An 18,326-nucleotide genomic window follows, 5' to 3' on the forward strand; every position below is an offset into this window, starting at 1 on the left:
CCGTGAGCATGTTCGTACGGCCTGCCGCCGAAGGTGCCGATCCGTTCGGTACGGCACGGCTGCGGCGCGGGGTGCTGGACGCCTGGGCGACGAGCCCGGCCCGGTTCCGTGAGGACGCCAACGCGGAGGAGGACCTCGTCCTCGGCGGCTACCGCGACCGGCTGGTCGTCGAACTCGCGCAGAACGCCGCCGACGCCGCCGCACGGGTCGGCGTGCCCGGCCGGCTCCGGCTCACCCTGCGCGACGGCGTCCTCGTCGCCGCCAACACCGGCGCCCCGCTCGACGCGACCGGCGTCGAGTCGCTGTCCACCCTGCGCGCCTCCGCCAAGCGGGACGCGGTGGACGGCTCGGTCGGCCGGTTCGGGGTCGGCTTCGCCGCCGTCCTGGCCGTCACCGACGAGCCCGCCGTGGTCGGCCGGCACGGCGGGGTGCGCTGGTCCCTGGCCGAGGCCCGCGACCTGGCCGCCGACACCGCCCGGCACAGCCCCGGCCTGGGTGACGAGATCCGCCGGCGCGACGGGCACGTACCGCTGTTGCGGCTGCCGTTCCCCGCCGAGGGCACCGCCCCCGGCCCCTACGACACGGCCGTCATCCTCCCGCTGCGCGACACGGCCGCCGCCGACCTCGCCGAACGCCTCCTGCACGGCGTGGACGACGCCCTGCTCCTCGCCCTGCCGGGCCTGGCGGAGGTCGTGATCGAGGCGGGCGACGAGGTGCGCACGCTCTCCTGCCGCACCGAGGACGCCCTGACCGTGGTGGAGGACTCCCGGCAGGGTGTCACCCGCTGGCGCACCACCGCCGCGCACGGCCCCCTCACCCCCGACCTCCTCGCCGACCGGCCGGTGGAGGAACGGCTGCGCCCGCACTGGTCCGTGACCTGGGCGGTGCCCGTCGACGCCGACGGCGCCCCCGCCCGCCCCCGCACCAGCCCCGTCGTGCACGCCCCGACCCCCAGCGACGAGCCCCTCGGCGTGCCCGCCCTGCTCATCGCCTCCTACCCGCTGGACTCCACCCGCCGGCACACCGCGCCGGGACCGCTGACCGACTTCCTGACGGAACGGGCCGCCGACGCCTACGCCGGGCTGCTCGCCGACTGGCGGCCGGTCACCGCCGGCCTCATCGACCTGGTGCCCGGCGCGCTGGGCCGGGGCGAACTGGACGGCGCGCTGCGGCAGGCGATCCTCGACCGGCTGCCCCGCACCTCCTTCCTGCCGCCCGCCCTCCCCTCCGAGGGCCGGGACGCGGAGGACGACCTTCCGGAGTCCCTGCGGCCGCGCGACGCCGAGGTGGTGGAGGGCGCGGGCGCCGACACGGTGCGGGTGCTGGCCGAGGTACTGCCGACCCTGCTGCCCGCCGGTCTGGAACGCCGCGCCGAACTGCGCACCCTGGGCGTGGCCCGGGTGCCGCTGACGGACGCGGTCGACCGGCTGGCGGGCCTGGAGAAGGCGCCCGCCTGGTGGCGCGGCCTCTACGACAGCCTCGCCGGGGTCGACCCGGACCGGCTGTCCGGGCTGCCGGTGCCGCTCGCCGACGGGCGGACCACCATCGGGCCCCGGCAGGTGCTGCTGCCCTCCCCGGAGGCCGCCTCCCTCGACCCGGAGGTCCTCACCCGCCTCGGCCTCAAGGTCGCCCACCCCGACGCCGTGCACCCGCTCCTGGAGAAGCTCGGCGCCCTCCCCGCCACCCCGCGCGCCGTCCTCACCACCCCGCAGGTCCGGGCCGCCGTCGCCGCCTCCCTGGACGACGAGGGCGGGACCAACTGGGAGGAGGACGCCCTCGACGCCGAGGAACTGGCCGACACCGTGCTGGGCCTGGTCCGCGATGCCGGACTCGACTGCGGCGACGAGCCCTGGCTGGGCGCCCTCGCCCTGCCCGACGAGGACGGCGAACTCTCCCCGGCGGGCGAACTCGTCTTCCCCGGCGGCCCGTTCGCCCGGGTCATGCGCGAGGACGAACTCGCCGCCGTGGACGCGGAACTCGCCGAGAAGTGGGGCCCCGAGCCGCTGGCCGCCTGCGGCGTCCTCGTCACCTTCGCCCTCGTCCGCGCCACCGACGTCGTCCTGGACCCCGACGAACTGGAGCCCCGCGAAGGAGACTTCGCCGAGCCCGACGACGCGGGACTGCTCGACGCCGTGGACGTGTGGAGCGAGGACGTCCTCGACCGCTTCCCGGACACCCCCGTCCCGCCGGTCGCCACCGAGATCGTCGCCGTGCGCGACCTCGACCTCGTGGACGACGACCACTGGCCCGAGGCCCTCGCCCTGCTCTCCCGCCCGCCGCTGCGCGACGCGCTGGTCCAGCCCGTGCGCGTCCTGCTGCCCGACGGCACCCACGAGGTCGTACGGCCGTACACCGCGTGGTGGCTGCGCGGACACCCGGTGCTCGGCGGACGCCGTCCGGCCGGTCTGCGCGCGGCGGGCGGCGACCCGCTGCTGCGGGGCCTGTACGAGGAGGCCGACGCGACCGGCTTCGAGGACGAGCAGGTACTGCGGGCCCTCGGCGTGCGCACCTCGGTCGCCGCGCTCCTCGACGAGCCCGGCGGCGCTGCCGAACTCCTGGACCGCCTCGCCGACCCCGACCGCCCCGTCACGGCCGCTCAACTGCACGCCCTGTACGGCGCGCTGGCCGACCTGGACCCGGAGCAGGTCACGCTGCCGGACGAGGTGCGGGCCGTGGTCGACGGCGAGGTGCGTGTGGTGGACGCCGCCGACGCCGTCGTGGTCGACTCGCCGGACCTGCTGCCCTTCACCACCGGCGTGCCGCTGCTTCCCGTCCGTCCGGCCCGGGCCGCCGAGCTGGCGGAGCTGTTCCAGGTGCGGCGGCTGAGCGAGTCCGTCACCGGCCGCGTCGACTCCGAGGGCGCCGAGCACGACGTACCGGAGCCGGTGCGGGTGCTGCTCGGGGCGCGGACCCCGGCGTCGTACGTGGAGCACGAGGAACTGCTCGTCGACGGCGTGGAGATCGACTGGCGTCTGACGGACGACGGCGTGCTGCACGCGGCGACCCTGGAAGGCGTGGCCGCCGGCCTCGCCTGGGCGGCCGGCCAGTGGCCCCGCCGCTTCGAGGTGGCAGCACTGCTGGAGGACGAGTCACGCACGGAGGAACTGGCCAGGGACCGCTGGTTCGACTGAGGAACGGCACGTCTCGACCGGGGGTCGAGCAGCGCCGTCAGGGGCGCGGGGCTGTGTTCGATTTGCGGCTCCGCCGCGTGGGCGCGACCAGCCACGACGGCGCAGCAGTCGGCAACGAACCCGCAACCGTCACACCGGGAACCGCCGGTCCACCCACCTCCATGCGAACTCCAGAACGCCCGCCCCGACCACCGCAATGCCGACGGCAGTCCACGGCATCGTCACCCCCACCAGCTTCAGCGCGAAGAAGTCCTGCAACCACGGCACCGCCAGCACCACCACGAAGCCCAGCCCCATCGCCGCCACCAGCAGCACCCGCCACCAGGTGTAGGGCCGGGCGATGATCGCCAGCACCCACATCGAGATCAGGAACAGCGTCAGCGTCGCCGCGCTGGTCTCCGCGTCCAGCGCGTTCGGGCCGGTGTAGTGCTGCCGGGCGACGAGGTACGTCACGAAGGTCGCCGCGCCCGCCACCACCCCGCCCGGGATCGCGTACCGCATCACGCGCCGGACGAAGTGGGGCCTGGCCCGCTCCTTGTTGGGGGCGAGGGCCAGGAAGAAGGCGGGCACGCCGATGGTGAGCGTGGAGAGCAGGGTGAGGTGGCGGGGCAGGAACGGATACTCGACCTGCGAGCAGACCACGAGGATCGCAAGGAGCACCGAGTACACGGTCTTGACCAGGAACAGGGTCGCCACGCGCGTGATGTTGCCGATGACGCGGCGGCCCTCGGCCACCACCGACGGCAGTGTGGCGAAGCTGTTGTTCAGCAGCACGATCTGCGCGACCGCCCGGGTCGCCTCCGAGCCGGAGCCCATCGCCACGCCGATGTCGGCGTCCTTGAGCGCGAGGACGTCGTTGACGCCGTCGCCGGTCATCGCGACCGTGTGGCCGCGTGACTGGAGGGCGCCCACCATGTCCCGCTTCTGCTGCGGGGTGACCCGTCCGAACACCGTGCCCTCGTCCAGGGCGCCCGCCATCTCCTCCCGCTCGGCGGGGAGCCGGCGCGCGTCGACGGTGGCGCCGGACAGCCCCAGCTTGGCGGCGACCGCGCCGACCGACACCGCGTTGTCGCCGGAGATGACCTTGGCGCGCACGTCCTGCTCGGCGAAGTAGCGCAGGGTGTCGGCGGCGTCCGGGCGCAGCCGCTGCTCCAGGACCACCAGGGCGGTGGGCTCGACGTCCTCGGCGACCTCGGGGTCGTCCAGTTCGCGGGGGGCGCGGGCGAGCAGCAGTACGCGCAGGCCCTGTTCGTTGAGCCGGCCGGTCTCGGCCAGCGCGGGGTCGTCCTCGGGCAGCAGCACGTCCGGGGCGCCCAGCAGCCAGGTGCTGGAGGCGCCGTCGCCCTCGTCGAAGGTGGCGCCGCTGTACTTGCGGGCGGAGGAGAAGGGCAGCGACCCCGTGGACCGCCACGCCCCGGCGGACCCGTCGGCCGGGTAGGTGTCGATGATCGCCTGGAGGGAGGCGTTGGGGCGCGGGTCGGACGCGCCGAGGGAGCCGAGCACCGTGCGCACGTACGTCCCGTCGGCGCCGTCGAGCAGCCGCAGGTCGGTGACGTCCATGCCGCCCTCGGTGAGGGTGCCGGTCTTGTCCAGGCAGACGGTGTCGACGCGGGCCAGGCCCTCGATGGCGGGCAGCTCCTGGACGAGGCACTGCTTGCGGCCGAGCCGGACGACGCCGATCGCGAAGGCGACGGAGGTGAGCAGGACCAGGCCCTCGGGGACCATGGGCACGATGCCGCCGACGGTGCGCGCGATCGAGTCGTCCAGTTCGTTGTCCTTGGCGAGCAGCTGGCTGAGGATCAGGCCGATCGCGGTCGGGACCATCATCCACGTGACGTACTTGAGGATCGTGGAGATGCCGGAGCGCAGCTCGGACTGGACCAGTGTGAAGCGGGAGGCCTCCTCGGCGAGCTGCGCGGCGTACGCCTCGCGGCCGACCTTGGTGGCCCGGAAGGCGCCGCCGCCCGCGACCACGAAGCTGCCCGACATGACCTGGTCGCCGGGCTGCTTGACCACCGGGTCGGCCTCGCCGGTCAGCAGGGACTCGTCGATCTCCAGCCCGTCGGCCTCGACGCACACCCCGTCGACGACGGCCTTGTCGCCGGGGCCGATCTCGATGACGTCGTCCAGCACGATCTCGGACGTGGAGACCTCGGCGGGTTTCCCGTCCCGGCGCACCGTCGGCCGGACCTCGCCGATCAGGGCCAGGGAGTCGAGGGTCTTCTTCGCCCGCCACTCCTGGATGATGCCGATGGCGGTGTTGGCGAGGATCACGAAGCCGAACAGGCTGTCCTGGATCGGCGCGACGAACAGCATGATCACCCAGAGGACGCCGATGATCGCGTTGAACCGGGTGAAGACGTTGGCGCGGACGATGTCGGCCAGGGAGCGGCTGCTGCGCACCGGTACGTCGTTGACCTGGCCGCGGGCGATCCGCTCGGCGACCCCGGCGGCCGTGAGCCCGGCCCCGGGCGAAGGGGCGTCAACGGCGTGCGCGGGATGCCCGGGGTCGAGTCTGTCCGCGTCGAGATGCGTCATGGATTCGACGGTACGTGCGGATTTACGGCTTCACCCATCGAGTGCGGCGAAGATCCGACCTGGGTACGAGACGGGCGGGTGCGGTGTGCTGCCCTGGTACTAGTTCTCCGCCTTGGCGGCCGTGTCCCGCTTGATCGCGGCGTCGCGTCCCCGGACGTACCAGATGCCGATCAGGCCGAGACCCGCGCCGGCCAGGCAGGTCCACACCCACCAGGTGTGCCCGTGGTCGTCGAACCAGCCGTAGAAGGGCAGCTGCACCAGGAAGAGGACGAACCAGAGGATGGTGCCGCCGACGATGGTCGGCACCACGGGGCCCTCCAGGGGCTCCGGCGCCTCGTGCGTGGGTGTCCACTTCGTCATGCGTACAGCTTACGAGGAGCGTGCGAACGGGTTGACGGCGCGGCGCCACACGGTGATTCCGCGGGTCTACGCGCGGAGATAGCGATCAGGGGCTCATACGTTCATACTGAACCCGTTTGTCTCTGACCGCTTTCATTCGTAGAAAACACCAATAGGAACACCGACAAGGCCGTGGGGGAACCTGTTGGTGATGAGGTCCCCGCATGTCCACCTCGGCCTCCGCCAAGGTCCCCCCGTCCCCCGAGTCGCCGGAAGACCGGCGGCCCCCGCAGAACGGCCTCGACCGCTACTTCAAGATCTCCGAGCGCGGCAGCACCCTGCCCCGCGAGATCCGCGGCGGCTTCGCCACCTTCTTCGCGATGGCCTACATCATCGTGCTGAACCCGATCATCCTGGGCAGCGCGAAGGACATGTACGGCAACCAGCTCGACAACGGTCAGCTGGTCACCGCCACCGCGCTGACGGCGGCGTTCACCACGCTCCTGATGGGCGTCATCGGCAACGTGCCGATCGCGCTCGCCGCCGGTCTCGGCGTGAACTCCGTCGTCGCGCTCCAGCTCGCCCCGCGGATGTCCTGGCCGGACGCCATGGGCATGGTGGTGCTGGCCGGTTTCGTCGTCATGCTGCTGGTCGCCACCGGGCTGCGCGAGCGCGTGATGAACGCCGTGCCCTACAGCCTGCGCAAGGCCATCGCCATCGGCATCGGCCTCTTCATCATGATCATCGGTCTCGTCGACTCCGGCTTCATCACCCGGATGCCGGACGCCGCCCAGACCACGGTCCCGACCCAGCTCGGCACCGGCGGGCACCTGCACGGCTGGCCGGTCCTGGTCTTCGTCCTCGGCGTGCTGCTGACCCTCGCGCTGATCGTCCGGAAGACGCCGGGCGCCATCCTCATCTCGATCGTGGTGATGACCGGCGTCGCGATGATCATCAACGCCGTCACCGACATCCCGTCCTGGGGCCTGACCACCCCCGAGTGGCCCGGCAACCCCGTCGCCACGCCCGACTTCGGGCTGGTCGGCGAGGTCAGCCTGTTCGGCGGGTTCGAGAAGGTCGGCGTGCTGACCGGCGTGCTGTTCGTCTTCACCGTGCTGCTGTCGTGCTTCTTCGACGCGATGGGCACGATCATGGGCATCAGCGACGAGGCGAAGCTGACCGACGGCGAGGGCCAGATGCCGGGCATCAACAAGGTCCTGTTCGTCGACGGCGTCGCGGTCGCCGTGGGCGGTGCCAGCTCCGCCTCCGCCACCACCTGCTTCGTGGAGTCCACGGCCGGTGTCGGCGAGGGCGCCCGCACCGGCTTCGCCAACGTCGTCACGGGCGGGCTGTTCGCCCTGGCGCTGTTCCTCACGCCGGTCGCCACCATGGTCCCGTCCCAGGCGGCGACCCCGGCGCTGATCGCGGTGGGCTTCCTGATCCTGGCCGGTTCGATCAGGGAGATCGACTGGTCGGACTTCACCGTCGCCATCCCGGCCTTCGTGACGATGCTGATGATGCCGTTCACCTACTCGATCACCAACGGCATCGGCATGGGCTTCATCACCTTCTCGGTGCTGCGCCTGGCGGCCGGACGGGGCCGCGAGGTGCCGGTGGCGATGCACGTGGTGTCGGCGGTCTTCGCCTTCTACTACCTGATGCCGGCCCTGGGCCTGACCTGATCCCGCGGGGTCACGGCACCCCGTAGAACCGTTCCGTCTCCTCCACGGCGGACTGGAACCGCTCGTCGAAGTCATCGCGAATGAGCGTCCGGACGACATAGTCCTGGACGCTCATTCCCCTTTTGGCCGCATGGTCCCGGAGCCGGTCGAGCAGCTCCCCGTCTATCCGCAGGCTGAGCACGCTGGTCCCCATGAGCACGAGGGTCGCCCCGGCCGACCGGGTGATGCCTCCATTTCCGGAAACGACTCACTCGTACGGGTGAACTGCGGGTTTCAGTGGCGGGCGTCACGGGCACCGGGGTGGACGTGCGTTGGTATTTCGCCAGACTAATGAGTTACGCTAAGGAACATGCCGGACCTCAAGCATGGCGACGACGCCGCCGCCGTGAACTCCCTGCGCTCCGCCGTGATGCGGTTGTCCCGTCGGCTCAAGCACCAGCGGGTCGACGAGTCGCTCAGCCCCACCGAGATGTCGGTGCTGGGCACCCTGTCCAACTGCGGCAGTGCGACCCCGGGCGAGCTGGCCCGCAAGGAACACGTCCAGCCGCCCTCGATGACCCGCATCGTGGCGCTGCTCGAGGCCAAGGGCCTGGTCAGGCTGGAGCCGCACCCCGAGGACCGGCGCCAGAAGGTCGTGACGCAGACCGAGCAGGCCGTGGTGATGCTCGAGGAGAGCCGCCGCAAGCGGAACGCGTTCCTGGCCACGCTGGTCGAGGGCCTCGACGAGGACGAGTGGGCGAAACTGCGCGCCGCCGCCCCCGTGCTGGAGAAGCTCGCACACAAGTAAGCAGTTCTCGCGAGGAGGCGAACCCTTTTGAGTACGGGATCCGGAGCAGCTTCCGCCCCCGCACCTGACGGCCACGACAAACCGACCACCCCCGACGGTCCGACGGGCCCCGCCGCCCCGCGCAGGACGTCGATGTTCGCCTCCCTGAAAGTCAGGAACTACCGCCTGTTCTTCATGGGCCAGGTCGTCTCCAACATCGGCACCTGGATGCAGCGCATCGCCCAGGACTGGCTGGTGCTCAGCCTCACCGGCTCCTCGGCCGCCGTCGGCATCACCACCGCCCTCCAGTTCCTGCCGATGCTGCTCTTCGGCCTCTACGGCGGCGTCCTCGTCGACCGCCTGCCCAAGCGGCCCACGCTGCTCGTCACCCAGTCCGCGATGGCCCTGACCGCGCTCGCCCTCGCCGCCCTCACCCTGAGCGGACACGTCCAGGTCTGGCACGTCTACGTCGCCGCCTTCGCGATGGGCCTGGCCACCGTCATGGACAACCCGGCCCGCCAGACCTTCGTCTCCGAGCTGGTCGGCCGCGACCAGCTGCAGAACGCGGTCAGCATGAACTCGGCCAACTTCCAGTCCGCCCGCCTGGTCGGCCCCGCCGTCGCCGGTCTGATGATCACCGGCGTGGGCACCGGCTGGGCGTTCCTCGCCAACGGCCTGTCCTTCGTCGCGCCGCTCACCTGCCTGCTGCTGATGCGCGCCCGCGAACTGCACACCGTCGAGCGCACCCCGCGCGGCAAGGGCCAGCTCCGCGAGGGTCTGCACTACGTCGCCGGCCGCCCCGAGCTGATCTGGACGATCACCCTGGTCGGGTTCATCGGCACCTTCGGCTTCAACTTCCCGGTCTTCCTGTCCGCCTTCGCCGACGACGTCTTCGACGCGGGCGCCGGGGCGTACAGCCTCTTCAACACCCTCATGGCCGTCGGCTCGCTGGCCGGCGCCCTGCTCGCCGCCCGGCGCGGCACCGCCCGGCTGCGCGTCCTGATCGCGGCGGCCCTCGGCTTCGGCGCCCTGGAGATCGTCGCCTCGACGGCGCCCGAGCTGTGGCTCTTCGCGCTGCTCATGGTCCCCATCGGCGTCTTCAGCATGACGGTCAACGTCACCGCCAACACCAGCATCCAGATGTCCACCGACCCGGCCATGCGGGGCCGCGTGATGGCCCTGTACATGATGGTCTTCCTCGGCGGCTCCCCGGTCGGGGCCCCGATCGTCGGCTGGGTCACCGACACCTACGGCGCCCGGGTCGGCTTCGCCGCGGGCGGCGCGGTGGCCGCCACCGCCGCCCTCGTCATCGGCCTGGTCCTGGCCCGCGTCGGGAACCTGCGCCTGTCGGTCGGCTGGCACCGCGGCCACCCGCAGGTCCGGTTCGTGCCGCGGGAGCGCCAGGAGGCCCTGGCGCCTGCGGCGTAGGGACGGAAATCCGGGGGTCCGGGCGGCGGGGCTCTGCCAGGCTGGCCCCATGAGACTGTTCGCCGCCGTACTGCCGCCCGAGGACGTCACCGCCGCCCTCGCCGCGGAGGTGGCCGTACTGCGCGGGCTGCCCGGCGCCGACGTGCTGCGCTGGACCGGCCGTCCGGGCTGGCACCTCACGCTCGCCTTCTACGGCGAGGTCGACGACGAACTCGTCCCCGACCTGGCGGCCCGCCTGGAGCGGGCGGCCCACCGCACCGCGCCCTTCGAGCTGGCACTGCGCGGCGGCGGCCAGTTCGGGCGCGGGCGGGCGCTGTGGGCGGGCGCGGAGGGCGGCCTGGCGACGCTGCGGCTGCTGGCCGACCGGGCGGAGGCCGCGGGGCGCAGGGCGGGCGTCGAGACGGGCGAGCACCGGCGCTACAAGCCCCACCTGACCCTGGCCCGCAGCAGACAGGCGTTCGACGTCCGCCCCTACGTCGAGGCGCTGGCCGGCTTCACCGGCCCCACCTGGACCGTGACCGAGCTGGCCCTGGTCCGCAGCAATCTGCCGGAGTCGGGCGTGCCGGGCGAGCAGCCCCGCTACGAGGCGGTCGCCCGCAGTCCGCTCGGCGCCTCCGGTTAGGCTCGGGGCGTGGACCCGAAGACCCGAAACCGGATCATGGCCGGTGTGCTCGTGCTGATGCTCGTGGTGGTGGCGTTGGCGGCGGCCCTCGGCTGACCGGCCCGTACGGCGGCCGCCGCCCCGCTCACCACCTCACCCCGCTCCCGGGCGGAGGCCTCCGGGCTACCAGGCGAAGGCCTCCGGAGAGGGCCCCGGCCCCGGGAAGACCTCGTCGAGCCCGGCCAGCAGCTCCCGCGACAGCTCCAGCTCCACGGCCCGCAGGGCCGACGCGAGCTGCTCGGCGGTGCGCGGACCCACGATCGGGCCGGTCACGCCGGGCCGGGTCAGCAGCCACGCCAGCGCGGCCTCGCCCGGCTCGACGCCGTGCTTGTCGAGCAGATCCTCGTACGCCTGGATCTGCGCCCGCTTCGCCGGGTCGGCCAGGGCGTCGGCCGCCCGTCCGGAGGCCCGGCGACCGCCCTGGACCTCCTTCTTGATGACCCCGCCGAGCAGCCCGCCGTGCAGCGGCGACCACGGGATGACGCCCAGGCCGTACTCCTGCGCGGCCGGGATCACCTCCATCTCGGCGCGGCGCTCGGCCAGGTTGTAAAGGCACTGCTCGCTGACCAGCCCGATGGTCCCGCCGCGCCGGGCGGCGGTCTCGTTGGCCTGCGCGATCTTGTAACCGGGGAAGTTCGAGGACCCGGCGTACAGCACCTTGCCCTGCTGGACCAGGGTGTCGATCGCCTGCCAGATCTCGTCGAAGCCGGTGGCGCGGTCGATGTGGTGGAACTGGTAGAGGTCGATGTGGTCGGTCCGGAGCCGCTTCAGGCTGGCGTCCACCGCCCGCCGGATGTTCACGGCGGACAGCTTGTCGTGGTTGGGCCACGCCTCGCCGTCGGCGCCCATGTTGCCGTACACCTTGGTGGCGATGACCGTCTTGTCTCGCCGGTCGCCGCCCTTGGCGAACCAGTTGCCGATGATCTCCTCGGTACGGCCCTTGTTCTCGCCCCAGCCGTACACGTTGGCGGTGTCGAAGAGGTTGATGCCGGCGTCCAGCGCCGCGTCCATGATCGCGTGACTGTCGGCCTCGTCGGTCTGCGGACCGAAGTTCATGGTGCCGAGGACGAGCCGGCTGACCTTGAGTCCCGTGCGTCCGAGCTGCGTGTACTTCATGGTCCCCAAGCCAACGACTTGGAGTGCGCTCCAGGCAAGCGGGGGTGCTCAGTCGCGGGGGAAGTCCGCTGTCTCGAGAGTGAGGCCGAGGTGGGTGTTTGTCATGTCTACGACTCCGCCGTACTCGATGGAGGTGTCGGTCACGTAGATGCCGTCCTTGGGCTCGGTGAACAAGCGGCACCTGCGTGCATAGGGGTCAGCGATGAGATAGACCGGTACCTCCGCGAGGGCATAGGCGGTCTTCTTGGCTTCGTAGTCGTTCCGCGCCGTGCCTCTGGAAATGACTTCGGCGACGAACTCGACATCCTCGTAACGCCACTTGCCGTTGTCGTCCTTCTTCGCCCCACTTTTGATCTTGGCGACGTCCGGACAGAATCCGTTCTCGTAGCCGGGGAAGTCGATGCGGACGTCCGAGAGGATTCTCGCCTGCCGCCGTCCGAAGTGATCTTCCAGAGTCCAGAGGATCTCGAGGATGGTCTGCCAGTGGATGTCCCGCTGTGGTGCCATGTAGACGACCCCCCCGACGATCTCGACCTTGTAACCCTCGGGGACGGGCATCCTCTCGAGTCGCTCGAACATCTCGTCGAGTCGACGCGTGTTGTCGCTCTCGGCCATCGCGGTCCTGTCGTCAAGGACGGTCATCGTGGCGCTCCTCCCCAGCTGACTCAACGACGAGTACAGCCGCGCGGTACAACGATACGCACGGCGACCAGGACACGGGAGGACGCGCATATGCCAGAGCGGGACCGGGACCGCACCGATCACCTCGTCGCCCTCGTCCGGCGTCACCTCGACGAGGACGGCAACGTGCTCGGCGTCTACGCGCACGGCTCGGCCACCCTCGGCGGGCTGCACCCGTACAGCGACCTCGATCTCCTCGTCGTCCTGGGACGTCCGACCACGTACGGGCAACGCGAGCGGCTCACCGGGGAGTTGCTCGGCGTGTCCGGTGGTGAGGGGCGCCCCGTCGAGCTGATCGGCGTCGTGCGGGACGAGGTCCGGCCCTGGCGGTATCCGCCCCGCCGGGAGTACCTGTACGGCGAGTGGCTGCGCGACGCCTACGAGCGCGGCGCCGTCCCGGAGCCGGAGGACGATCCCGACCTGGCCCCGCTCCTGACGATGGTGCTGCGCGCCGACGCCCCGCTGTACGGCCCGCCGCCCGCGACCCTCCTGGACCCCGTGCCCCACGGCGACCTGCGGCGGGCGATCGCCGCCGGGGTGCCGGAGCTGCTGGACGGGCTGGAGTCGGACACGCGCAACGTCCTGCTCACCCTCGCCCGCGTCTGGAGCACGCTCGTCACCGGTGACATCCGGTCGAAGGACGCGGCGGCGGACTGGGCGCTGGGGCGGCTGCCCGCCTCGTACCGGCCGCCGCTGGCCCACGCGCGCACCGTCTACCTCGGGCAGGAGACGGAGAACTGGAGCGGCCGGGCGGTGCGGGCCTGTGCCGACCTCCTGGTCCGGGAGATCCGGGCGGCCTACGGGGACGAAGGGGAAGGGCCGGGGGAGTAGGGCCCGCCGAGCCCCCACTCCTCGGCCATCGCCGTCGCGAAGGCCTCCGCGATCCGGTGCTCGCCGCTCTCGTTGGGGTGGGTGCCGTCGTAGGTGTCCGTGTGGAAGTCGTACGCGGGCGGCGGCGGGACGAGCAGCAGCGGGGAGCCCGCGTCGTCGAGGTCGGCGAGGGTCTTCGCGAGGAGTTCGTTGAAGTGGGCGACCTGCCCGGCGAAGGTCTCGTCGGCGTCCACCCGGATGTTGTGCAGCACCGGCATCACCGCCACGCGCACCCGCGGGTTCGCCGAGCGCGCGTTCGCCACGAAGGCGCGGACGTTGGCGGCGGTCTGCTCGGCGTTGGTGTAGAAGCCGAGGTCGATGAGGCCCAGGGAGACCAGGAGGACGTCCGCGCGGCAGGACCGTACCGTCTCCGCGACCAGCGGGGTCATGTGGTGCCAGCCCTCGCCCCAGCCGGCCAGGTGGGCGCGGGGGAAGCCGGGTTCGGCGTAGGCGCACGAGGTGGGGGCGTCCGTCGCCCGGTCGTGGAGGGTCTCGCGCGGGCCGACGAAGGTGAAGGGGCGGCCGCAGGAGTCGCGCAGGTGCTGCCACAGCCGGTAGCGCCACGTGTGTTCTCCGGCGCTCCCGATCGTCATGGAGTCGCCGACGAACATGAACCTGAGCATCCGCTCATGATGGACGATCGGCCTGGTCGGCGCGATGTGAGCCCGACCACGCAGGGTGAGCGAGGGGGTGACCGCCGATGTGAACACCCGCGCGGGATGGCAGGCTTGGCGCATGCGCCGACCCTTCGCCCTCCTCGCCTCGGCCCTTCTCGTGGGTGCGTTCGCCGTGCCCGCCTCCGCGGCGGACGCGGACGACGGGCCCGCCGGGAGCGACGGTTTCACGATCAAGGACCCGCGCATCACCGAGTCCAGCGGCCTCGCCGCGTCCCGCCTGCACCCCGGCATCTACTGGACGCACAACGACCAGGACACCGGCCCGTACATCTACGCCGTGGACGGCGCCACCGGCGAGACCGTCGCCCGCGTCGCGCTGTCCGGCGTCGGCACGCCCCGCGACGTCGAGGCGATCGCCATCGGGCCCGGCAACAAGATCTTCGTCGGCGACATCGGCGACAACGACGGCGTGACCTGGCCGTACGTGTGGATCTACGAGCTGCCCGAGCCGACGGAGCTGAAGGACCAGACCGTCAAGGCGACGCAGTACGTCGTGAAGTACACGGACGGTTCCCGCGACGCGGAGTCGATGGTGGTCCACCCCAAGACCGGGCGGGTCTACCTCATCGACAAGAACGAGGACGGGGGGCACCTGTACGAGGGCCCGGCCAAGCTCTCCTCCTCCGGCGCCAACGTCTTCAAGCCCACCGTCCCCGTCGACCTCTGGGCCACGGACGCCGCGTTCTCCCCGGACGGTGAGCAGCTCGCCGTGCGCGGCTACCTCGGTGGCATCTGGTACGACTGGAACGGCGGGAAGATCAAGCGCGGGGAGCGGATCAGCGTCCCCCTGGGGCAGGGCGAGTCCGCCACCTACACCACCGACGGCAAGAAGCTGCTGCTCGGCATGGAGGGCGTCAACAGCCCCGTGAAGGCCGAGGACGTGCCCGGCGGCGACTCGGGCGGCGGCTCGGGTTCCGGATCCCACGCCTCGGGGGCGGACTCCGACGGTCCGGGCGGCAACACGCTCAAGGTGGGGGCGGTCGGGCTGCTCGTCGCGCTGGCCGCGCTCTTCGGGCTACGCCGGATCTTCCGGCGCCGCTGAGCCGTCCCCCGCGGTGGGGTCCTCTGCCGCCCGCCGCGAGGTCACCAGCACCTCCAGCCCGTCCAGGATGCGCTGGAGCCCGAACTCGAAGTGGTCGAAGCCGGTGCCGAAGGCGTCCTCGGAGAGGGAGGAGAGCACGGGGTAGCGCCCGCTGGTCATGGCCTTCACCAGCACCGGCTCCTGGGCCGCCCAGAACTCCGCGTCCGTCAGCCCGGACCCGCGCTCGGCCTCGCGCTCGTACACCTGTGTGCGGGCGGCCCCGACGACGTACCCGTCGATCATGACGATCACCGAGACCAGCTCGGGGTCGGTCAGGCCCATCGGCTTGATCCGGGCGAGCACCCTCTCCATGCCGTCCAGGGCGGAAGGGCCGAGGACCGGGCGGGACTGGTTGACCTCCAGCAGCCAGGTGTGGCGGCGGTAGAGGGCGAGCGTGGCGTGGCCGAGGCCCTCCAGCGCCGCGCGCCAGCCGCCGTCGCCGAGGTCGGCCGGGTTCTCGGACGGGCGCTGCACGCGGTCCAGCATCAGGTCGAGCAGCTCGCCCTTGCCGGGGACGTAGCGGTACAGGGACATCGTGCCGGTGCCCAGCTCGGTGGCGATCCGGCGCATCGAGACCGCGCCCAGACCGTCCCGGTCCGCGACCTCGACGGCGGCCTCCACGATCCGCTCCAGCGTCAGGCCGGGCCTGGGTCCCCGGCTGGGGCGTCGGCCGGTGTCCCACAACAGTTCGAGGGTGCGGCCGATGTCGCCGCTGCCGCTGGTCTCCGTACCGCTTGCCATGGGGTCAGTTTAAGTCCGCGCCGGAAAACTGAGTACGTCGTACGCGCAATCGGGTACGGTGTACTCAGTTAGGGAATGGAAGGGGGACTGGGACCCATGAGCGAGCGACACGCGGTACGGGCGGAGGGCCTGGAGAAGCGCTACGGCGACAAACGCGCCCTGGACGGCTTCGACCTCACCGTCCGCGAGGGCACCGTGCACGGCCTGCTCGGGCCGAACGGCGCGGGCAAGACCACGGCCGTGCGCATCCTGTCCACGCTGATCCGGCTGGACGGGGGACGGGCCGAGGTGGCGGGCCTCGACCTCGCCCGGCAGGCACGCGAGGTGCGGGCGCGGATCGGCCTCACCGGCCAGTACGCGGCCGTGGACGAGGTGCTCACCGGCCGGCAGAACCTGGAGATGTTCGGGCGCCTGTTCCACCTGGGCGGCAGGCGGGCCCGGGCCCGCGCGGTCGAGCTGCTGGAGCAGTTCGACCTGACCGACGCCGCCGACCGGGGCGTGGGCAAGTACAGCGGCGGCATGCGGCGCCGCCTCGACCTCGCCGCGTCGATGATCCTCGCCCCGGCCGTCCTGTTCCTGGACGAGCCGACGACCGGCCTGGACCCCCGCAGCCGCGGCGAGGTCTGGGACTCGGTCCGGGCGCTGGTGGCGAGCGGCACGACGGTCCTGCTGACCACGCAGTACCTGGAGGAGGCCGACAAGCTCGCCTCCCGCATCACCGTCATCGACCGGGGCCGGGCCATCGCCGACGACACTCCGGACGGCCTGAAGAACCTGGTGGGCGGCGACCGGATCGAGGTCGTGGTCGCCGACCGGACCGAGATCCCGCGGGTGGTGAAGACCGTCGCCCGGGTCTGCAAGGGCGAACCCGAGGTGGAGGACGAGGCGCTGCGCGTGCACGCCCCGGTCACCGACCGGGTGTCGGCCCTGACCGAGGTGGCGCGCACCCTCCAGGACGAGGGCGTCGCCGTCGAGGACATCGGCCTGCGCAGGCCGAGCCTCGACGACGTGTTCCTGCGCCTGACCGGCCACCGCACGAGCGCCGAGCCCGCGCGGCACACGGAGAAGAAGGAGGCGGTGGCGGCATGAGCGCCCTCGACCTCGGCCCCGCCACCGGCCCGGCGACGGCCCCGCCCGAGCGCGGCCGCCTCTACTGGCTGCTCGCCGACTGCGGCAACATCGTCCGCCGCGGCCTGACCCACTACCAGCGCCAGCCCGTCAACATCGCCTGGCAGCTGGGCTTCCCGATCCTGTCGGTCCTCCTCTACGGCTATGTCTTCGGCAGTGCGATGACGGTGCCCGGCGGCGGGGACTACAAGGACTTCCTGATGCCGGGCATGTTCGTGATGACCATGGCGTTCGGCTTCATCAACACCGCGACCGTCGTCGTGTACGACTCCACCAAGGGGGTCATCGACCGGTTCCGCTCCATGCCGATGGCGTCGTCCGCGGTGGTGGCCGGGCGCGGGGTGACCGATCTGGTGGTGGCCTGCGCGGAGTTGGCCATCATGATGCTCACGGCGATGGCCATGGGCTGGCGCCCGGACGGCGGCTGGGGCTTCCTGGCCGCGTTCGGACTGCTGCTGTGGCTGCGGTTCGCGCTGATCTGGATCGGCGTGTGGCTCGGCCTCCTGGTGCCCAACCCGGAGGCGGCGGGCGGCCTGTTCGCGGTGGCCTTCCCGTTGACGATGATCTCCAGCATCTTCGTCGCCCCGCAGCTCATGCCCGACTGGCTGGGCTGGGTGGCCGCGTGGAACCCGATCTCGTCCACGGCGGCGGCGGCCCGCGACCTGTTCGGCACGCCGGTCGGCGGCGGCGACTCGTGGGTGGAACAGCACGCGCTGCTGATGGCGGGGGTGTGGCCGGTGGTGCTGACGGCGATCTTCCTGCCGCTGGCGGTACGGAGGTTCCAGCGGCTGAGCCGGTAGCGGCGGCCAGGGCGTCCGTCGGGCGGGGGTCCGGGCCGGGGGTGGAGACCGGGGGAGCGGTGGATCTCCACCCCCGGCTCCACCCGTGGGTCCAGGTGTCGCGGGCCTGGTCGGAGCAGCCTTGAGGGCATGACAACGACTGAGTGGATCACCGACATCGCCCTCGTTCTGGTCGTCTTCCGACAGCTGCGGGAAGGCCGGCTCGACCGCAAGACGTTCCTGATCCCGCTGGGGATCGTGGCCTTCGTCGCGTACTCCTACCTGGACTCCGTCCCGACCGGGGGCAACGACCTCGTACTGATCGCGGCCCTGGCGGGTGCGGGCGCCGTGCTCGGCATCGCGGGCGGCGTCTACACCCGGATCCGGGCACTTGACGGACATCTCATGATCAAGGCCGGGGCGGTGTCGGCGATCCTCTGGGTGCTGGGCATGGGCGCCCGCATGGGCTTCCAGGTCTGGGTCGAGCACGGCGGCGGCGCCGACGACGTCGCCCGGTTCAGCATCGCCCACCACATCACGGGCGACCAGGCCTGGGTGACGGCGTTCGTGCTGATGGCGGTCACCGAGGTGGTCACGCGGGTGGCGACGATCTACGTCCGCAGCCGCGTCCGGGCCGGTGCGGTGGCTGACGCCGCTTCCTCGGCTTCCGCTGCTTCCGCCGCGCCCGTCCTCGACCGTACGGCCTGA

General features: G+C 72.0%; 17 protein-coding genes. 10 read left to right on the plus strand and 7 right to left on the minus strand.

What is annotated here, in order from left to right; all coding sequences use genetic code 11:
* The first annotated feature begins 2 nt into the window (after window positions 1-2).
* On the plus strand, window positions 3-3,131 hold the full coding sequence (locus ACFYZ3_RS24915) for a sacsin N-terminal ATP-binding-like domain-containing protein (RefSeq protein ID WP_388521723.1): 3,129 nt from the start codon (window positions 3-5) through the stop codon (window positions 3,129-3,131).
* A gap of 129 nt (window positions 3,132-3,260) precedes the next feature.
* Here the strand turns inward: ACFYZ3_RS24915 and ACFYZ3_RS24920 are convergent, their stop codons facing one another.
* Window positions 3,261-5,669: an HAD-IC family P-type ATPase gene (locus tag ACFYZ3_RS24920; protein WP_388521726.1), complete on the minus strand. Its 2,409-nt coding sequence runs from the start codon at window positions 5,667-5,669 to the stop codon at window positions 3,261-3,263.
* A 99-nt stretch (window positions 5,670-5,768) separates the two neighbouring features.
* Window positions 5,769-6,029, minus strand: coding sequence for a DUF2530 domain-containing protein (locus ACFYZ3_RS24925; protein ID WP_361012882.1), 261 nt, complete (start codon window positions 6,027-6,029; stop codon window positions 5,769-5,771).
* Between the two features lie 203 nt (window positions 6,030-6,232).
* Between ACFYZ3_RS24925 and ACFYZ3_RS24930 the strand changes: the two genes are divergently transcribed.
* Entirely contained in the window at window positions 6,233-7,690 is a 1,458-nt protein-coding gene (locus ACFYZ3_RS24930) for an NCS2 family permease (RefSeq protein WP_388521729.1), read from the plus strand.
* A 10-nt stretch (window positions 7,691-7,700) separates the two neighbouring features.
* Here ACFYZ3_RS24930 and ACFYZ3_RS24935 read toward each other — a convergent pair whose 3' ends face one another.
* Window positions 7,701-7,889, minus strand: coding sequence for a hypothetical protein (locus ACFYZ3_RS24935; protein ID WP_003974640.1), 189 nt, complete (start codon window positions 7,887-7,889; stop codon window positions 7,701-7,703).
* Window positions 7,890-8,039: 150 nt separating this feature from the next.
* Here ACFYZ3_RS24935 and ACFYZ3_RS24940 point away from each other — a divergent pair, with 150 nt between their 5' ends.
* Genes ACFYZ3_RS24940 through thpR form a run of 3 tightly spaced genes read left to right on the plus strand, consistent with a single transcriptional unit; the run spans window position 8,040 to window position 10,506 of the window.
* On the plus strand, window positions 8,040-8,477 hold the full coding sequence (locus ACFYZ3_RS24940) for a MarR family winged helix-turn-helix transcriptional regulator (protein WP_003974639.1): 438 nt from the start codon (window positions 8,040-8,042) through the stop codon (window positions 8,475-8,477).
* 27 nt (window positions 8,478-8,504) lie between these two features.
* Entirely contained in the window at window positions 8,505-9,884 is a 1,380-nt protein-coding gene (locus ACFYZ3_RS24945; protein ID WP_388521733.1) for an MFS transporter, read from the plus strand.
* A gap of 49 nt (window positions 9,885-9,933) precedes the next feature.
* On the plus strand, window positions 9,934-10,506 hold the full coding sequence (gene thpR, locus ACFYZ3_RS24950) for an RNA 2',3'-cyclic phosphodiesterase (RefSeq protein WP_388521736.1): 573 nt from the start codon (window positions 9,934-9,936) through the stop codon (window positions 10,504-10,506).
* Window positions 10,507-10,668: 162 nt separating this feature from the next.
* Here thpR and ACFYZ3_RS24955 read toward each other — a convergent pair whose 3' ends face one another.
* Both ACFYZ3_RS24955 and ACFYZ3_RS24960 read right to left on the minus strand, forming a co-directional pair.
* A complete protein-coding gene (locus ACFYZ3_RS24955) occupies window positions 10,669-11,661 on the minus strand; it encodes an aldo/keto reductase (RefSeq protein ID WP_388521739.1) in 993 nt (330 codons plus the stop codon).
* Window positions 11,662-11,709: 48 nt separating this feature from the next.
* The gene (locus ACFYZ3_RS24960; RefSeq protein WP_388521742.1) at window positions 11,710-12,303 is read right to left on the minus strand and encodes a Uma2 family endonuclease; all 594 of its coding nucleotides are present in this window, start codon (window positions 12,301-12,303) and stop codon (window positions 11,710-11,712) included.
* Between the two features lie 90 nt (window positions 12,304-12,393).
* Between ACFYZ3_RS24960 and ACFYZ3_RS24965 the strand changes: the two genes are divergently transcribed.
* Complete coding sequence (locus ACFYZ3_RS24965) at window positions 12,394-13,173, plus strand: aminoglycoside adenylyltransferase family protein (protein ID WP_388521744.1); 780 nt, start codon at window positions 12,394-12,396, stop codon at window positions 13,171-13,173.
* Here ACFYZ3_RS24965 and ACFYZ3_RS24970 read toward each other — a convergent pair.
* The gene (locus ACFYZ3_RS24970; RefSeq protein ID WP_388521747.1) at window positions 13,140-13,835 is read right to left on the minus strand and encodes a GDSL-type esterase/lipase family protein; all 696 of its coding nucleotides are present in this window, start codon (window positions 13,833-13,835) and stop codon (window positions 13,140-13,142) included. The genes ACFYZ3_RS24965 and ACFYZ3_RS24970 overlap by 34 nt on opposite strands.
* A gap of 112 nt (window positions 13,836-13,947) precedes the next feature.
* On the opposite strand from ACFYZ3_RS24970, the gene ACFYZ3_RS24975 reads away from it, so the two are divergent.
* Window positions 13,948-14,931: a WD40 repeat domain-containing protein gene (locus tag ACFYZ3_RS24975; protein ID WP_388521750.1), complete on the plus strand. Its 984-nt coding sequence runs from the start codon at window positions 13,948-13,950 to the stop codon at window positions 14,929-14,931.
* Here the strand turns inward: ACFYZ3_RS24975 and ACFYZ3_RS24980 are convergent.
* Window positions 14,905-15,711, minus strand: coding sequence for a TetR/AcrR family transcriptional regulator (locus tag ACFYZ3_RS24980; protein ID WP_388521753.1), 807 nt, complete (start codon window positions 15,709-15,711; stop codon window positions 14,905-14,907). The two genes, ACFYZ3_RS24975 and ACFYZ3_RS24980, sit on opposite strands and share 27 nt — an antisense overlap.
* A gap of 96 nt (window positions 15,712-15,807) precedes the next feature.
* On the opposite strand from ACFYZ3_RS24980, the gene ACFYZ3_RS24985 reads away from it, so the two are divergent.
* The 3 genes from ACFYZ3_RS24985 to ACFYZ3_RS24995 all read left to right on the plus strand — a co-directional run bounded on the left by ACFYZ3_RS24985 (window position 15,808) and on the right by ACFYZ3_RS24995 (window position 18,326).
* Window positions 15,808-16,800, plus strand: coding sequence for an ATP-binding cassette domain-containing protein (locus ACFYZ3_RS24985; RefSeq protein WP_388521756.1), 993 nt, complete (start codon window positions 15,808-15,810; stop codon window positions 16,798-16,800).
* Entirely contained in the window at window positions 16,797-17,639 is an 843-nt protein-coding gene (locus tag ACFYZ3_RS24990) for an ABC transporter permease (protein ID WP_388521759.1), read from the plus strand. Before ACFYZ3_RS24985 ends, ACFYZ3_RS24990 begins: the two co-directional genes overlap by 4 nt.
* Window positions 17,640-17,768: 129 nt before the next feature.
* Window positions 17,769-18,326: a hypothetical protein gene (locus ACFYZ3_RS24995; RefSeq protein ID WP_388521761.1), complete on the plus strand. Its 558-nt coding sequence runs from the start codon at window positions 17,769-17,771 to the stop codon at window positions 18,324-18,326.

It is taken from the genome of Streptomyces sp. NPDC001599 (assembly GCF_042893535.1).
GTDB lineage: Bacteria > Actinomycetota > Actinomycetes > Streptomycetales > Streptomycetaceae > Streptomyces.

What these genes read in the sequence shown, in the direction of transcription:
- ACFYZ3_RS24975 (WP_388521750.1), top strand. Translation starts at nt 13,948, where the DNA reads ATGCGCCGACCCTTCGCCCTCCTCGCCTCGGCCCTTCTCGTGGGTGCG.
- ACFYZ3_RS24990 (WP_388521759.1), top strand. Translation starts at nt 16,797, where the DNA reads ATGAGCGCCCTCGACCTCGGCCCCGCCACCGGCCCGGCGACGGCCCCG.
- ACFYZ3_RS24955 (WP_388521739.1), bottom strand. Translation starts at nt 11,661, where the DNA reads ATGAAGTACACGCAGCTCGGACGCACGGGACTCAAGGTCAGCCGGCTC.
- ACFYZ3_RS24925 (WP_361012882.1), bottom strand. Translation starts at nt 6,029, where the DNA reads ATGACGAAGTGGACACCCACGCACGAGGCGCCGGAGCCCCTGGAGGGC.
- ACFYZ3_RS24985 (WP_388521756.1), top strand. Translation starts at nt 15,808, where the DNA reads ATGAGCGAGCGACACGCGGTACGGGCGGAGGGCCTGGAGAAGCGCTAC.
- ACFYZ3_RS24960 (WP_388521742.1), bottom strand. Translation starts at nt 12,303, where the DNA reads ATGACCGTCCTTGACGACAGGACCGCGATGGCCGAGAGCGACAACACG.
- ACFYZ3_RS24965 (WP_388521744.1), top strand. Translation starts at nt 12,394, where the DNA reads ATGCCAGAGCGGGACCGGGACCGCACCGATCACCTCGTCGCCCTCGTC.
- ACFYZ3_RS24980 (WP_388521753.1), bottom strand. Translation starts at nt 15,711, where the DNA reads ATGGCAAGCGGTACGGAGACCAGCGGCAGCGGCGACATCGGCCGCACC.
- ACFYZ3_RS24930 (WP_388521729.1), top strand. Translation starts at nt 6,233, where the DNA reads ATGTCCACCTCGGCCTCCGCCAAGGTCCCCCCGTCCCCCGAGTCGCCG.
- ACFYZ3_RS24995 (WP_388521761.1), top strand. Translation starts at nt 17,769, where the DNA reads ATGACAACGACTGAGTGGATCACCGACATCGCCCTCGTTCTGGTCGTC.
- ACFYZ3_RS24920 (WP_388521726.1), bottom strand. Translation starts at nt 5,669, where the DNA reads ATGACGCATCTCGACGCGGACAGACTCGACCCCGGGCATCCCGCGCAC.
- ACFYZ3_RS24970 (WP_388521747.1), bottom strand. Translation starts at nt 13,835, where the DNA reads ATGCTCAGGTTCATGTTCGTCGGCGACTCCATGACGATCGGGAGCGCC.
- ACFYZ3_RS24940 (WP_003974639.1), top strand. Translation starts at nt 8,040, where the DNA reads ATGCCGGACCTCAAGCATGGCGACGACGCCGCCGCCGTGAACTCCCTG.
- thpR (WP_388521736.1), top strand. Translation starts at nt 9,934, where the DNA reads ATGAGACTGTTCGCCGCCGTACTGCCGCCCGAGGACGTCACCGCCGCC.